Genomic DNA, 15,537 nt, shown 5'->3' with positions numbered 1-15,537 from the left:
ATGCCTGCAAACTACAGTCACTTTCAGAAGCGTTGATTTTATGCTGGCAATTATTGAGCAACTTCATGAGCTGCCGTGGGCGGAGGAGTTCAGTCATCGTGCTCTGGATAAGGCTCGCAGATACGCTGTAGAAAGCCGGGTACAAATCCGCGAAATCGAGGACGCTCTCGTTCTCGCAATTTGCAAAGGTTCCCAAGGGAATATCTACGAACAAGCCATTGAACTCATTGAAGACCCTAATGGTGATTTTGAGCTGGTTTGCTCTTGTTCGTGTCCAGTGGTGATCAATTGCAAACACTGCGCAACCGTGCTTTTTAACCTGCAAGAGCTCCCCGTGGACTCGTTCAAAAGTACTGCCTCGGTCCAACTGAATCGTGACTTGGAGCGCTGGCTCAATGATATTCCTCGCGACGCTCTGGATCGCGATGGGACTGCGCAGAGCACCGGCACGTGCTGGGTATACAAACTCAAAGCAACGTCCACTACAGGCAAGTGGTTGCTGGAAATTTGCAAGGCTCGTCAGCTCAAGGATGGCCGCTTGCAGGACATCAAGTCTGTGTTCTCGCCGTCAGACGCACTGATGCGAGAGCCTGGCTATCTGTCGGAGCTTGATCTGCGAATCGCAAGATTGCTGGTCGCCGTCCACTCCCATCATTCGTTTTACAGCGGCTATCCCCTGCAAGGCAGCAGTGGTGCCGAAGTTCTTCAATTGGCATTGAAAACCTCACGCCTGTATCTCGACTTCGAACAATTGCAGCCGCTGGTAGCTGGAAAGAGCAGGTCTGCGCAGTTTGCCTGGACCGAGCAAGCCAGCGGCAGCTTCCGTCCTCAGTGGCGTAGTGAGGAAGCGCCTGAAGAAACGATTCTGGCGCTGGAACCTTTGTACTACCTGGATCGCGAACGGATGGAGGTTGGGCCGCTGCTAAGCGAGCTAGACGAAAAGCTGGCCTGCCATCTGTCATTGGCCCCTGACATTCCCGCACGTCAGGCCATGCAGTTCAGCCATCGGATGAGTGCTGTGACTCGAGTCGTGCCTCCACCGCATGCATTGACCGAGCGGATCGTCGACGACGTCGAACCCCAAGCCTTCCTGACGCTTGCAAGCACCAACCGTTACAGGAACTGGAAGTACGAACCCGAGCATCGCGCGGCATTGGCGTTCACCTACAACGGCCACATGGCGGCGGACAAAAAATCCTCAGAAGTACTGATACTGTCCGGCACCGAAACCCAGCGCATTCAACGCAAACCCGTGGCTGAAAAAGCCTTGCGCCAAGCCTTGCAAAAATATGGCTTCAAAAAGGCCACCCGTAAAAGTGATGCGTTACCCGATAGTGCAGGCGAAATGTTCGATTTGCCGGACGACTCGGCTTGGCTGGCTTTTGTGCAATCCGGGGTCCCGGCGCTCAGAGAGGCAAACTGGCAGATCCGTATCAACGAGGGCTTTCATTTCAATTTGCAGCCTATAGATGAATGGTATGCCGATGTCGAGGAATCTCCGGGACGCGAGTGGTTCGATCTGCAGTTGGGTATCGTGGTCAATGGCGAGCGCCACAGTTTGCTGCCCATCCTGTTGCAATTGTTGCGCAGACAACCGCAACTGTTGAGGCCGGCAGAGCTGGCCTTGCGTGATGATGACGATCACGTGCTGATCGATCTCAATAGTGGGCAGTTGGGTGCCAAGCCAGGCATAAAAGTCGCGCTGTCCCTGGGGAGGATCAAGCCATTAATGGCAACGCTCGGCGAGTTGTATTTGGGTGTGAGCAGCAGTGCCTCGTTACGCTTGAGCGCCCCGGATGCAGCGCGATTGAGTGAGTTGGAGGGGTTGCCGCTGGTCTGGCAGGGCGGCGAGCGCTTGCGCAGTTTCGCGAAACGCTTGCGTGAATCGACTCATCAGAACGTTGCTGTTCCGGAAGGCCTCAACGCCACATTGCGGCCTTATCAGCATGAAGGTCTGAACTGGATGCAGACCCTTCGTGAGCTTGAGGTTGGCGGTATCCTTGGCGACGACATGGGCCTGGGCAAGACCCTGCAAACCCTGGCTCATTTACTAGTGGAAAAGCAGGCAGGTCGACTCGATCTTCCGGCACTCGCGGTGATGCCGACCAGCCTCATTCCCAACTGGCTCGACGAAGCGGCACGCTTCACCCCGCAGCTGAAAGTCTTGGCGCTGCATGGCGCCACTCGGCAAAAGGACTTCATCAACCTTGCCGAATACGATCTGGTGCTGACCACGTATGCGTTATTGCCGCGTGATCTTGAGGTTTTGCAGCCACAGGTCTGGAGCGTGCTGATTCTCGATGAAGCGCAGAACATCAAAAATCCGCTCAGCAAAGCCGCTCAGGCTGCCCGTGATCTGGAGGCCCGGCAGCGTTTGTGCCTGTCCGGTACGCCGTTGGAAAATCACCTCGGCGAGCTATGGTCACTGTTTCACTTCCTGTTGCCCGGCTGGCTAGGCGACAGTAAAACCTTCAATCGCGACTACCGCCCCCCGATCGAGAAACACGGCAATAGCGAACGGATGCAGCACCTGACAGCCCGCATAAAGCCCTTTCTGCTACGCCGCAAGAAAGAACAGGTCGCCACCGAGTTGCCGCCAAAAACCGAGATCGTGCATTGGATCGAACTCAGCGATGGGCAGCGGGATGTTTATGAAACCGTGCGCGTGGCGATGGACAAGAAGGTGCGTGACGAAATTGCCCGCAGCGGCGTTGCGCGTAGCCAGATCATCATCCTCGACGCCTTGCTGAAGTTGCGTCAGGTGTGCTGCGATCTGCGGCTGGTCAAAATGTCTCTGACGGCGAAAGCACTTCGAGCGGGCAGCGGCAAGTTGATTGGTTTGATGGAGATGCTGGAGGAGTTACTCAGTGAAGGACGCAAGATTTTGCTGTTTTCGCAGTTCACTTCGATGCTTGCATTGATTGAGGAAGAATTGCTGCATCGTGGTGTTGGCTATGCGTTATTGACTGGCGAAACGACTGATCGGCGCACGCCAGTCAAAGACTTCCAGAGCGGCAAGGTGCCGTTGTTCCTGATCAGTCTGAAGGCGGGTGGCACGGGGCTTAATCTGACAGCGGCCGACACGGTGATTCACTTCGATCCGTGGTGGAATCCTGCTGTTGAAAATCAGGCCACCGATCGTGCTTACAGGATCGGTCAGGACAAACCGGTGTTCGTTTACAAGATGATTGCCCGGGGCACGGTGGAGGAGAAAATACAGGCGCTGCAACAGGAGAAGGCGGCGTTGGCCGGGGCTGTGCTTGAAGGTGGGACGACCGGAGGGTGGAAGCTTGAGCAGAGTGACATTGAAGCACTGTTTGCGCCGTTGCCTGATCCAAAATCCTGATAAAGCGTGACTGCAGTGAGTCCGAGTTGACGCCATCGCGAGCAAGCTCGCTCCCACAGGTACAGCGATAACCCTGTGGGAGCGAGCTTGCTCGCGATGACGATTTAATAATCGCCGCTATTTTTCCAACTTGTCCGGCAGCGGCGCAAACAACGCTTCAATATCATCACTCTGCAACTTCCAGTCCCCGGTCTTGCGCCCATCCAGCACGCCTGCCGCCAAGTCGGATTTTTCCTTCTGCAGATGCTGAATCTTCTCTTCTACCGTGCCCCGAGCAATCATCTTGTAGACGAACACCGGCTTCTCCTGACCAATGCGATACGCCCGGTCAGTGGCCTGATTTTCCGTCGCCGGATTCCACCACGGATCGTAATGAATCACCGTGTCGGCTTCGGTCAGGTTCAGGCCAACGCCACCTGCCTTCAGGCTGATCAGAAAGATCTGACGCTTGCCGCTTTGGAAGTCTTTGACCGGGGCGCGCCGGTCGCGGGTCTGCCCGGTCAGCAGCGCATAGTCGACTCCGCGCTTTTTCAGCTCATCTTCAATCAACGACAGCATTGAGGTGAACTGCGAGAACAACAGAATCCGCCGACCTTCATCGAACAATTCCTCAAGCATTTCCATCAGGCTGTCGAGCTTGCCCGACGTGCTGCCGCGAGTGGGTAGGGTGGCATCGTTGACCAGACGCAAATCGCAGCACACCTGACGCAGTTTCAGCAGCGCCTCAAGAATGATGATCTGGCTGCGCGCCACGCCCTTGCGGGTGATCTCGTCGCGGACTTTCTTGTCCATCGCCAGGCGCATGGTTTCGTACACGTCGCGCTGGGCTTCGTTGAGCTCGACCCAGTGGATGATTTCGGTTTTCGGCGGCAACTCGGTCGCCACTTGTTCCTTGGTGCGACGCAGCAGGAACGGCTTTATCCGACCGTTGAGGTGCTGAAGTCGTACTTCGCTGGCGCGTTTTTCAATAGGTACGCGGTAATCGCGGTTGAAGCTTTTCACATCACCCAGCCAGCCGGGCAGCAGGAAGTGAAACAGCGACCACAGTTCACCCAGGTGGTTTTCCAGCGGCGTGCCGCTCAGGCACAGACGCTGACGGGCATTCAATTCCCGGGCAGCATGGGCGGCCTTGCTGTTGGGGTTCTTGATGTATTGCGCCTCGTCCAGAACCAACACGTGCAAAGGCTGCGCGGCGAGACGTTCGACGTCCTTGGGCAGCAGCGCATAGGTGGTCAGGATCAGGTCGTAATCGGCCAGCGTGTCGAAATGCTTTTTGCGACTGGCACCGTACAGCGCCAGCACTTTGAGTTGCGGTGTGAAGTGCGCCGCTTCATCCAGCCAGTTGGGGATCAGGCTGGTGGGCATCACTACCATGCATGGCCGATCGAGGCGTCCGGCGTTCTTCTCACTGAGAATGTGCGCCAGGGTCTGTAGGGTTTTGCCCAGACCCATGTCGTCCGCGAGAATCCCGCCGACTTCCAGTTGTCGCAACGACTGCATCCAGCTCAAGCCTTCCAGCTGATAGGGGCGCAAGGTCGCGTTCAGACCTTCCGGTGCGGTCGCGGTGAAGTCCTTGATGTCCCGCAGCCGCTGGGCAAAGGTGCGAATTTGCTCGCCACCCTCCCAGAGCAACGGCAGGTCTTCCAGCGGATTCAGCCGCGTGGCATCGGCTTTGCTCAGGCGCAGCGTCGTTTCACCGGGCCCTTGCAGGTAGAACTCGCCGAGGGTCGCCAGCACCGGTTTCAATCGGCCGAAGGGCAGGGCGACTTGCAACGGGCCGTACTCGGAGTTCGGGCGATTGGGAATGTTCACCAGGATTAACTCGTCGTCGCGACGTCGTGCAAGGCGTTCCGGGTTGAGGATCTCGGTGTGAGAGCGCATCAGGTTCAGCAGGATCGGCAGCAGACTCAGCCGTTCGCCGTTGACGATGATTCCCAGTTCCAGATCGAACCAGTCACGCTCCGGTGCCTGTTCTACGGTGGCGTACCAATCGTCCACGGCAGTCAGGTCGAAACCGAAGTCTTCGTCGATCTGCAACTCCCAACCCTGGGTACGCAGCTTCGGCAGTTCATTGAGGGTGAAGGTCAGCCAGGCGCTATCGTTGACCATCTCGAAAAGCTCGCCGGCACTTTCCGGCAAGGCTTTGCTTTGCCGGGTGGCGACCTTGAAACCGAGGATTCGTAGCTGCTCCCTGTAGGCCTGTTCGATTTCCGGGTGGCGTTTTATCCGTAACGTTTGCGTCTCCTGACGAATCAGGATGTCGGCGTTCTTCTGCCCGGAAACGTATTCATCCAGATAGCTGAAAGACAACGCCGCACGATGCTGAATATAACGCTGCATCTTGCCATTGCGCGGTTCGAAGGCGCTGAACTCGATGCTCGCCAGCCACAAGCGCGGCACCGGTTGCACGTTATCCACCAGCACTTGCGGCGGCGCTTTTGGGCTACGGTTTTCCAATACGGCTTGAAGTTTCTCGAGTAGCTCGGCGTCTTGCGCGGCGGCTGGGTAGGCCAAGGTTTCCTGCACTTTCAGTAACACCGCTGCGCAGTGTTTGCAGTTGCTGTGGACCGGGCAGGTGCAGGTGGCATCGATCATCAGCAACGTGGCTTTGGCTGACTCGCGCAGGCGAATGGTCTGACGGTAAACGTTGCCGCCAGAGCCCTCGCAGGCGGCAATGATCGTGGCGTCGCCGGCCTCGACGATCCTGACGCGGTTCTCCAAAGCGTAGCGACGGCCACGCTCCAGGCTCTGTTCCTTGAATCGGCTGACCCAGGAAGGTGCCAGGGGTTTGCTCAGGGTCGCTGACATAAGGACTCAATCAGTCCGGAATTTCATCGGGGACTGGCCGAGGCGCAGGGGCAGTCAGCGAGGTGATCTTGATCAGCAGGCCGAGATGGCCGTTGTCGAGGAAGTTCAGCTGGCCGTTCTTGGTGTGGCTTTCCTGCTTCATACGTTCGCTGGCGGTGACCATGCCGTTGGCGTCGATCTGGTTAACCCAGAAATCCGCGTCCACATCAGTGAAACGTCCCAGTTTCAGGCTCAACGTGCCCTCGATCGGGAACTGGCCGAACTGTTCTTTGCCCTCGCTGATTGCAACTTTGCTGGCTTCTTCGCCAAGGTTCTGTTGCCAGGCCTTGTGCAGCAACACTGTGTATTCATTGCTGGCGGTGAGTTTTTCCACTTCAGCATTGAGGCTCGGTGTGCGCAGGCTGTCGGGGCTGATGGGCTGAGCTCCAGCAGCCCAGTCTTCCGGCGCGGCGCGGCTGACGATAGCGGGCACGGCGTTTTGGCGGACCAGAATCATTTCTATCTGGTACAGATCATCGGCAAACGTCGTTGGCGCAACCAGGGTCATCAACAGAATCAGTAAGCGAAACAGGCGCATGCGGCGTCCTTCAAGCAGTTTTCGGAATGAGGTGCTCAAACAGCGCCTCTATAGTATTAAAGCGCTCTTCCGGGCGCTCCATCGGCACCTGGAATTTAAACATCGTGGCGCCTTCAAATTTGTAGCGTTTGGGCTGGCTCTGGATCAGCTTGATCAGCGTCAGCGGGTCGACCGGGGTTTGCGTCGCGAACTCGATTCGGCCACCTTGCGGGCCACCGTCGACTTTCTTGATGCCCAGTAGCTCGGCCTGCAATTTCAGCGCGGTAATGCGCATCAGGTTCTTGGTCGGCTCCGGCAACAGGCCGAAACGATCGATCATCTCCACCTGCAAGTCCTTGAGGCCTTCCTCGTCGGTGGCCGAGGCGATGCGTTTGTAGAGAATCAGTCGGGCATGTACGTCCGGCAGATAGTCCTCGGGAATCAACGCCGGTACTCGCAGATTGACTTCCGGGCCACCGCCGAGCGGCTGATCGAGGTTCGGTTGTTCGCCCTTGCGGATCGACTTCACCGCGCGCTCGAGCATTTCCATGTACAGCGTGAAACCGACGGCCTGGATCTGCCCGCTCTGCCCGTCGCCGAGCAATTCGCCGGCGCCACGGATTTCCAGGTCGTTGGTGGCGAGCACGAAGCCCGCGCCGAGGTCCTGTGTATTGGCGATCGCTTCCAGACGTTTTTCGGCGTCAGGCGTGATTTGCTGACGCGGCGGCGTCAGCAAATAAGCGTAAGCCTGGTGGTGACTGCGACCGACCCGGCCGCGCAACTGGTGCAGCTGCGCCAAGCCGAACTTGTCGGCACGCTCGATGATGATGGTGTTGGCGCTCGGCACGTCAATGCCGGTCTCGATGATGGTCGAGGCGATCAGCACGTTGAAGCGCTTGTGGTAGAAGTCGCTCATCACTTGTTCGAGATCGCGTTCGCGCATCTGCCCGTGGCCGATGCCGATCCGTGCTTCCGGCACCAGTTCGGCGAGGTCGGCGGCGCATTTCTCGATGGTCTTCACATCGTTGTGCAGGTAGTAGACCTGACCGCCACGCAACAGCTCACGGAGCAAGGCCTCTTTGACCGTGCTCTTGTTCTGCTCCATGACGAAAGTCCGTACCGACAGGCGACGGGCCGGCGGCGTGGCGATGATCGACAGGTCGCGCATGCCCGACACCGCCATGTTCAGCGTGCGCGGAATCGGCGTGGCGGTCAGGGTGAGGATGTCGACTTCACTGCGCAGCGCCTTGAGCTGTTCCTTCTGACGGACACCGAAACGGTGCTCTTCGTCGATGATCACCAGCCCCAGGTTTTTGATTTTCACATCGTCGGATAGCAGTTTGTGGGTGCCGATGACGATGTCGATCTTGCCTTCGGCCAGATCCGCGACCGCAGCATTTATTTCTTTGGTCGACTTGAATCGGCTCATCACTTCAACGCTCACCGGCCAGTCGGCGAAGCGATCGCGGAAGCTGTTGTAGTGCTGCTGCGCGAGCAGGGTGGTCGGCACCAGAATCGCCACCTGACGACCGCCGTGTACCGCGATGAACGCGGCGCGCATCGCCACTTCGGTCTTGCCGAAACCGACGTCGCCGCAGACCAGGCGGTCCATCGGTTTCGGCGCGAGCATGTCGGTGCGCACGGCTTCGATGGTGGTTTGCTGGTCCGGTGTTTCTTCGAACGGGAAGCCGGCGCTGAAGGTCGCGTAATCGGCTTTCGGGTCGGCGAACGCATAACCTTCGCGAGCGGCGCGACGGGCATAGATGTCGAGCAACTCGGCCGCCACGTCGCGCACCTGTTCGGCGGCTTTGCGTTTGGCTTTCTGCCAGGTCTCGGAGCCGAGACGGTGCAGCGGGGCCAGGGCATCGTCACTGCCGGTGTAACGGGCGATCAGATGCAGGTTGGCCACCGGCACGTAAAGCTTGGCGTTTTCGGCGTATTCGAGGGTCAGGAATTCGGCGGCCTGACTATCGATTTCCAGGATCGTCAGCCCGAGATAGCGACCGACACCGTGATCGATGTGTACCACCGGCGCGCCTTCGCGCAGCTCGGTAAGGTTTTTGATCACGGCATCGTTGTTGGCATCGGCGCGTTTCTCGCGGCGACGGCGCTGCATCACTCGCTGGCCGAACAATGGGCTTTCGGCGACGAGGGCCAAGGCCGGGTCGTCGAGCACCAGCCCTTCGTCGAGCGGGGCGATGGTGATCGCCAGGCGCTCCTTGCTCGCAACGAAGTCCGGCCAGCTGTCGACGGTTTTCGGTCGCAGCTTCAGGCGTTCCAGCAATTCCAGCAACACTTCGCGACGGCCTGCGGATTCGGCGGTAAACAGCACGCGACCGGGGAACTCGTCGAGGAAACCCGCCAGCGCCGCCAGCGGTTGAGTCGCCTTGGCTTCGATGGCCAGGTTCGGCAGCTCACGAGCGGGGAAGCGTTCGCGACCGACGCCGGTTTCCACGTCCTGTTGACTGGCGACCACGCGCGGCCAGTTCTTCAATCGAGCGAAGCAATCTTCCACTGGCAGGAACAGTTCAGCCGGCGGCAACAAAGGACGGGCCGGATCGACGCGGCGCTCTTCATAACGATTGCGCACGTCGTTCCAGAAGTTTTCCGCCGCTTGCTCGATGCCCGGCAAGGAAAACACTTGCGTGTCCTGCGGCAGGTAATCGAACAGCGTGGAGGTTTCATCGAAGAACAGCGGCAGGTAGTACTCGATACCAGCCGGTGTAATCCCGCTGCTCAAGTCCTGGAAGATCGGACAGCGACGGAAGTCGACATCGAAACGCTCACGGAAGCGCGCCTTGAAGCGGGTGACCGCATCCTTTTGCAGCGGGAACTCTCTCGCTGGCAGGAGGCGAACCGTTTCAACCTTGTCGATGGAGCGCTGGTTTTCCGGATCGAATGTACGAAGAGTCTCGATTTCGTCGTCGAACAGGTCAATTCGGAAAGGCAGTTTGCTGCCCATCGGGAACAGGTCGATCAACGAGCCGCGCACGGTAAATTCGCCATGCTCGTAGACGGTATCAACGTAGCGATAGCCGCTGGCCTCAAGCCGGGTGCGCATTTGCTCGACGTCGAGCTTCTGGCCGACGTCCAGCACCAGGCTGCTGCCCAGCAGGAATTTGGTCGGCGCCAGGCGATGCAGGGCTGTGGTGATCGGCACGACCAAAACGCCATGACTCAGCTCCGGCAACCGATACAACGCGGAGATTCGTTGGGAAATAATGTCCTGGTGCGGCGAAAACAGATCGTAAGGCAGGGTTTCCCAGTCCGGGAAATGCAGCACCGGCAAATCCGGGGCGAAGAAACTCAGCTCCTGTTCCAGCCGTTCGGCACTTTGGCTGTCGGCGGTCAGCAGCAGGGTGAAGCGCTTGGCAGCGCTGGCGGCCTCGGCAATGGCCAGGCTCAGGGCGGCACCGGGCAGGTTGCCCCAGTGCTGTTTACCTGCCGCGGCAGGGAGAAGCGGTAGACGCAGAACGGGCACGGAAGGTTGAGCTCCAAGCGTTGCGACAAAGTCGGTAATTGTAGCGGTCTCAGGTGCCGGCTGTCAGTTGCATATATGTCTATTACGCGGGTTGGGCGAAATGTAGTGGTAAAGACAAAATCCGGCCGTTTTTTAGTGAAAACTACCGATTATGTAGTGGCAAAACGAACAGGTGTTACGGATGGTTACGGATAAGGCAGCGCTGCCCCCAAAAAATTGACGACGCTGGAGGCCCCGGTTTTAATGGGCTTTAGCGGTGTGTTGTTTTTTTGAAGAGGATTTTGTTACTGGCCGCGCGACAGGCGCGCATTGCTACGGGAGGCACTCGGCGGCATAATGTAGCCCCTTTTTTCTGCCCCTACATGTGGAAGGTTCCCGTGACTCAGAAGCCCGACCAGTGTCTTGGTGAATGGATCGACCGTGAAGCACTCGCAGAAGCGATGATTCCGCTTATCGGTCAGCTCTACCGCAATAACAACGTGGTGAGCTCGATCTATGGCCGCAGCCTGATCAATCGTTCAGTCATTGCGATTCTCAAAGCTCACCGCTTTGCTCGTCATCGTCAGTCCGATGACAGCGAATTGTCCGTCCACGAAACATTCCCGCTGCTCAAGGCAATGAGCGAGCTCAAGCTCGGCGCCGCCTCGGTAGACCTGGGCAAGCTTGCAGTCAAGTTCAAGGCTGAAGGTAATGGCCGCACTGCCGAGCAGTTCGTCCGTGAAGAACTGGCTGACGTCGTTGGTCAGCAAAATGTTTCCGCCCGCAAAGGCACCGACGTTGTTCTGTACGGCTTCGGTCGTATCGGCCGTCTGCTGGCGCGCATCCTGATCGAGAAAACCGGTGGTGGCGACGGCCTGCGTCTGCGCGCCATCGTTGTCCGCAAGGGCGCCGAGAACGATCTGGTCAAACGTGCCAGCCTGCTGCGTCGTGACTCGGTTCATGGTCCGTTCGATGGCACCATCACCATTGATGAAGCCAACAACACCATCACCGCCAACGGCAACCTGATCCAGGTTATCTACGCGAAAAACCCGACTGAAGTGGACTACACCCAGTACGGGATCAAAGACGCGCTGCTGGTGGACAACACCGGTGTATGGCGTGACGCCGACGGCCTGGGCCAGCACTTGGCTTGCCCGGGTATCGACCGCGTTGTTCTGACCGCACCTGGTAAAGGCAAGCTGAAGAACATCGTTCACGGCATCAACCACGGTGAAATCACCGCTGATGACAAAATCGTTTCCGCGGCTTCCTGCACCACCAACGCCATCGTGCCGGTGCTCAAAGCTGTCAACGACAAGTTCGGCATCATCAATGGTCACGTCGAAACGGTTCACTCGTACACCAACGACCAGAACCTGATCGACAACTTCCATAAAGGCGATCGCCGTGGCCGTAGCGCCGCGTTGAACATGGTGATCACCGAGACCGGTGCTGCCACCGCTGCTGCCAAGGCGCTGCCTGAGCTGGCCGGCAAGCTGACCGGCAACGCGATCCGCGTTCCGACGCCAAACGTGTCGATGGCCATTCTCAACCTGAACCTTGAGAAAGCCGCCACCCGTGAAGAGATGAACGAGTACCTGCGCTACATGGCGCTGCACTCCGATCTGCATAAGCAAATCGATTACGTCAATTCGCAGGAAGTGGTTTCCACCGACTTCGTTGGCTCGCGCCACGCAGGCGTGGTGGACGCTGAAGCAACCATCAGCCAAGACAACCGCGTTGTTCTGTACGTTTGGTACGACAACGAATTCGGGTACAGCTGCCAGGTGGTTCGCGTGATGGAAGACATGGCCGGTGTAAACCCGCCTGCATTCCCGCGCTAAGCGTTAGCTGCACATGAGAACGCCCCGACTTTGGTCGGGGCGTTTTTGTTTGTGCGGTGTCCGCTCCCACACTTCTACCGCATAATGGCGAGCCTTGGCGTTGTGTCATGGGACTCTCCAGGGGATGCAGGATTGTTGAAATGGCGGCTGTGCGGTTTTGTGGTCCTGATGGGCGCTCTGTCCGGCTGCGGAAACAGTGATTCCATGGAAAGCTTCGGCGGCCCGACCATGGGCAGCACGTATTCGATCAAGTACCTGCGCCATTCCGGACTTCCCGCCCCGGCCGAGGTCCGTGTTCATGTCGAAAAGATCCTTGCTGAAGTCGATCAACAAATGTCGACTTACCGCAGCGACTCCGACATCGAACGCTTCAACGATCTACCCGCCAACCGCTGTCAGAAAATGCCCGCGCCGATCCTCAAACTGGTGCGCGTCGGTGAGCGTCTGTCGGAACAAAGCGAAGGTTCCTTCGACCTGACGGTGGAACCGCTGCTTAACCTCTGGGGCTTCGGCCCACAGGCTCGCGAAGAAAAAACTCCTGCGGCCCAGGCGCTGGCCGAAGAGCGGCAGCGAGTCGGTTACCAGCACCTTCGTATCGACGGCGATCAGCTGTGCAAGGACGCCGCGGTCGAGGTCGACTTCAACAGCATCGCCGCCGGTTACGCGGTCGATACAATTGCCGCAAAACTCGAAGCAATGGGCATTCACAACTACCTCGCCGAAGCCACCGGCGAACTCAAGGCTGCCGGCAAAAAACTCGACGGCTCACCGTGGCGCGTCGCTCTGGAAGAACCCCGCGACGACCAGCAAGTGGCCGAGCGCATCATCGCCGTCGACGGCTACGGCGTTTCCACTTCCGGCGACTACCGCAACTATTTCGAGCAGGATGGTCGGCGTTATTCCCACACCTTCGATGCCCGCACCGGGGCGCCGGTCTCACACACCCTGGCGTCAGTCACGGTGATTCATCCTTCAGCGTTGATGGCCGATGGCTTATCGACGCTGTTGCTGATTCTGGGTCCCGAAAGGGGTTGGGACTATGCCGAAGCGCATGACATCGGTGCATTCTTTGTAATTCGTGCCGATACAGGATTCGTCACACGAACCACGCAGGCTTTTGAACGCCTGAGTGGCGGAAAAACCGAGTGATCACGGCGATTCAAGCAGCAAAGACTGGCGTTGTAGTGCAGGCAAAACTAGCCTACGACGCGACCAAGGGTTAATGTGCGCGGCGTTGACGCTTATATAGACTGTGTCCGGGTTCTGCACTGGCCCCAAATTGTTCCTTCACGCCGCAGATCGGCGTGATTTAGCCGCAGGTGCCGAGGGCGCCGCGGCCTGTTCTGAGGAGTATGCATGGCTGTCTACAACTACGACGTGGTGGTGCTGGGTTCCGGCCCGGCGGGAGAAGGCGCGGCAATGAACGCCGCCAAAGCAGGGCGCAAGGTGGCGATGGTCGATAGCCGTCGCCAGGTCGGCGGCAACTGCACCCACCTGGGCACCATCCCGTCCAAGGCACTGCGTCACTCGGTCCGGCAGATCATGCAGTTCAACACCAACCCGATGTTCCGGGCCATTGGTGAACCACGCTGGTTCTCGTTCCCGGACGTGTTGAAAAGCGCTGAAAAAGTCATCTCCAAACAAGTCGCATCGCGCACCGGCTACTACGCCCGTAACCGCGTCGACGTGTTCTTCGGCACCGGCAGCTTTGCTGACGAGCAAACCATCGAAGTGGTCTGCGCCAACGGCGTGGTCGAAAAACTGGTGGCCAAGCACATCATCATCGCCACCGGCTCGCGCCCTTATCGTCCGGCGGACATCGATTTCCATCACCCGCGTATCTACGATAGCGACACCATCCTCAGTCTCGGCCACACCCCGCGCAAACTCATCGTTTACGGCGCTGGCGTGATCGGTTGTGAGTACGCTTCGATCTTCAGCGGTCTGGGTGTATTGGTTGAGCTGGTGGACAACCGCGGTCAGTTGCTGAGCTTCCTCGACTCGGAAATTTCCCAGGCCCTGAGCTATCACTTCAGTAACAACAACATCACGGTTCGCCACAACGAAGACTACGACCGCGTCGAAGGCGTGGACAACGGCGTGATCCTGCACCTCAAGTCCGGCAAGAAGATCAAGGCCGACGCCTTGCTCTGGTGCAACGGCCGTACCGGCAACACCGATCAGCTGGGTCTGGAAAACATCGGCGTGAAGGTCAACAGCCGTGGCCAGATCGAAGTCGACGAGGCCTACCGTACCTGCAAGCCGAACATCTACGGCGCCGGTGACGTGATTGGTTGGCCGAGCCTGGCCAGTGCTGCTCACGACCAGGGTCGTTCGGCCGCTGGTAGCATCGTTGACAACCATAGCTGGCGTTTCGTCAACGACGTGCCAACCGGCATCTACACCATTCCGGAGATCAGCTCGATCGGCAAGAACGAGCAGGAGCTGACTCAGGCCAAGGTGCCGTACGAAGTGGGCAAGGCGTTCTTCAAGAGCATGGCGCGTGCACAGATCGCCGGCGAGCCTCAGGGCATGCTGAAGATTCTGTTTCACCGCGAAACCCTGGAAGTGCTGGGCGTTCACTGCTTCGGTTATCAGGCGTCGGAGATCGTTCACATTGGTCAGGCGATCATGAACCAGCCGGGCGAACTGAACACGCTGAAGTACTTCGTCAACACGACGTTCAATTACCCGACCATGGCCGAAGCCTATCGGGTAGCGGCGTACGATGGCCTCAACCGGCTTTTTTGAGTGGCTCCGGCCGGTGGCCTGAGCCGGCCGGGGAGACCGATTTCAGCAATTCTCGAGCGTGGCGCTGGCCAAACCGGGAAAGTCTGTAATCAGGCTGTCAACGCCGAAGTCGGCGAGTCTGCGCATTAGCGCGGGCTCGTTGACTGTCCATACCGACACATGCAGCCCCTGACGCTGCGCCTTCTGCAGGCGTTCCGGCGTACACAGGGTCCAGTTCAGCGCCAGAATCTCACAGCCATAGCTTTGCGCGACCTTCAACGGATCGAGCCAGGCGTATTCGGCCACCAATCCGCGAGACACATCTGGCACGAAGTCCAGCGCGGCTTTCAATACTTCCCGCGAACTCGAGGTGATCGTGACCTTGTCGAGCAGGCCGAAACGCTGAGCCATTTCGCGAATCGCCAGCACGGTAGTCGCAGCGCGGGTGCGTGAAGCGCTTTTGACTTCCAGTTGCCAGTGCTCGAAATCACATTTCTCGAACAGTTCTTCCAGTGTTGGAATCGGGCACGGTTTAATCCAGCCCGGTCCGCCAGTGCGCGCATCGTAGGTCACCAGCTCGGCCGCCCTGTGCTCGACGACTTTGCCGCGACGGTCGGTGGTGCGCTTGAGCGTCGGGTCGTGGATGACCATCAACTCACCGTCCATGGACAGGTGCAGGTCCAGTTCGCAACGCCGCACGCCGTGCTTGAGGCATTGCTGAAAACTGGTCAGCGTATTTTCCGGTGCTTCGCCCTTGGCGCCGCGATGGCCGTAGATGAGAGTCACGGTT

Annotated in this window: 8 protein-coding genes; 4 read left to right on the top strand and 4 right to left on the bottom strand. The window is 58.5% G+C overall.

Annotated features, from left to right (window positions below; translation table 11 throughout):
• Positions 1-40: 40 nt before the first annotated feature.
• Entirely contained in the window at positions 41-3,346 is a 3,306-nt protein-coding gene (locus tag WLY71_RS15945; protein WP_347804300.1) for a DEAD/DEAH box helicase, read from the top strand.
• A 117-nt stretch (positions 3,347-3,463) separates the two neighbouring features.
• On the opposite strand, the gene WLY71_RS15940 is transcribed toward WLY71_RS15945, so the two are convergent.
• Genes WLY71_RS15940 through mfd form a run of 3 tightly spaced genes read right to left on the bottom strand, consistent with a single transcriptional unit; the run spans position 3,464 to position 10,191 of the window.
• Positions 3,464-6,154: a DEAD/DEAH box helicase gene (locus WLY71_RS15940; protein WP_347804299.1), complete on the bottom strand. Its 2,691-nt coding sequence runs from the start codon at positions 6,152-6,154 to the stop codon at positions 3,464-3,466.
• A 10-nt stretch (positions 6,155-6,164) separates the two neighbouring features.
• The gene (locus WLY71_RS15935; RefSeq protein ID WP_347804298.1) at positions 6,165-6,731 is read right to left on the bottom strand and encodes a CsiV family protein; all 567 of its coding nucleotides are present in this window, start codon (positions 6,729-6,731) and stop codon (positions 6,165-6,167) included.
• A gap of 10 nt (positions 6,732-6,741) precedes the next feature.
• Complete coding sequence (gene mfd / locus WLY71_RS15930) at positions 6,742-10,191, bottom strand: transcription-repair coupling factor (protein WP_347804297.1); 3,450 nt, start codon at positions 10,189-10,191, stop codon at positions 6,742-6,744.
• A gap of 362 nt (positions 10,192-10,553) precedes the next feature.
• Here mfd and WLY71_RS15925 point away from each other — a divergent pair, with 362 nt between their 5' ends.
• The 3 genes from WLY71_RS15925 (at position 10,554) to sthA (ending at position 14,768) form a co-directional block, all read left to right on the top strand.
• A complete protein-coding gene (locus WLY71_RS15925) occupies positions 10,554-12,017 on the top strand; it encodes a glyceraldehyde-3-phosphate dehydrogenase (RefSeq protein WP_192407181.1) in 1,464 nt (487 codons plus the stop codon).
• Positions 12,018-12,185: 168 nt separating this feature from the next.
• Positions 12,186-13,166 carry an FAD:protein FMN transferase gene (locus WLY71_RS15920; RefSeq protein ID WP_347804305.1) on the top strand — a complete coding sequence of 327 codons (981 nt, stop codon included), beginning with the start codon at positions 12,186-12,188 and terminating at the stop codon, positions 13,164-13,166.
• Between the two features lie 207 nt (positions 13,167-13,373).
• On the top strand, positions 13,374-14,768 hold the full coding sequence (sthA, locus tag WLY71_RS15915) for a Si-specific NAD(P)(+) transhydrogenase (RefSeq protein WP_347804296.1): 1,395 nt from the start codon (positions 13,374-13,376) through the stop codon (positions 14,766-14,768).
• A gap of 42 nt (positions 14,769-14,810) precedes the next feature.
• Here the strand turns inward: sthA and WLY71_RS15910 are convergent, their stop codons facing one another.
• Positions 14,811-15,533, bottom strand: coding sequence for a glycerophosphodiester phosphodiesterase (locus WLY71_RS15910; RefSeq protein WP_347804295.1), 723 nt, complete (start codon positions 15,531-15,533; stop codon positions 14,811-14,813).
• Positions 15,534-15,537: the final 4 nt, after the last annotated feature.

This window comes from Pseudomonas rossensis (assembly GCF_039888995.1).
Taxonomy (GTDB): domain Bacteria; phylum Pseudomonadota; class Gammaproteobacteria; order Pseudomonadales; family Pseudomonadaceae; genus Aquipseudomonas; species Aquipseudomonas rossensis.
The sequence above is the reverse complement of the archived record's forward strand: the minus strand, read 5'-3'. Positions and strand labels throughout refer to the sequence as shown.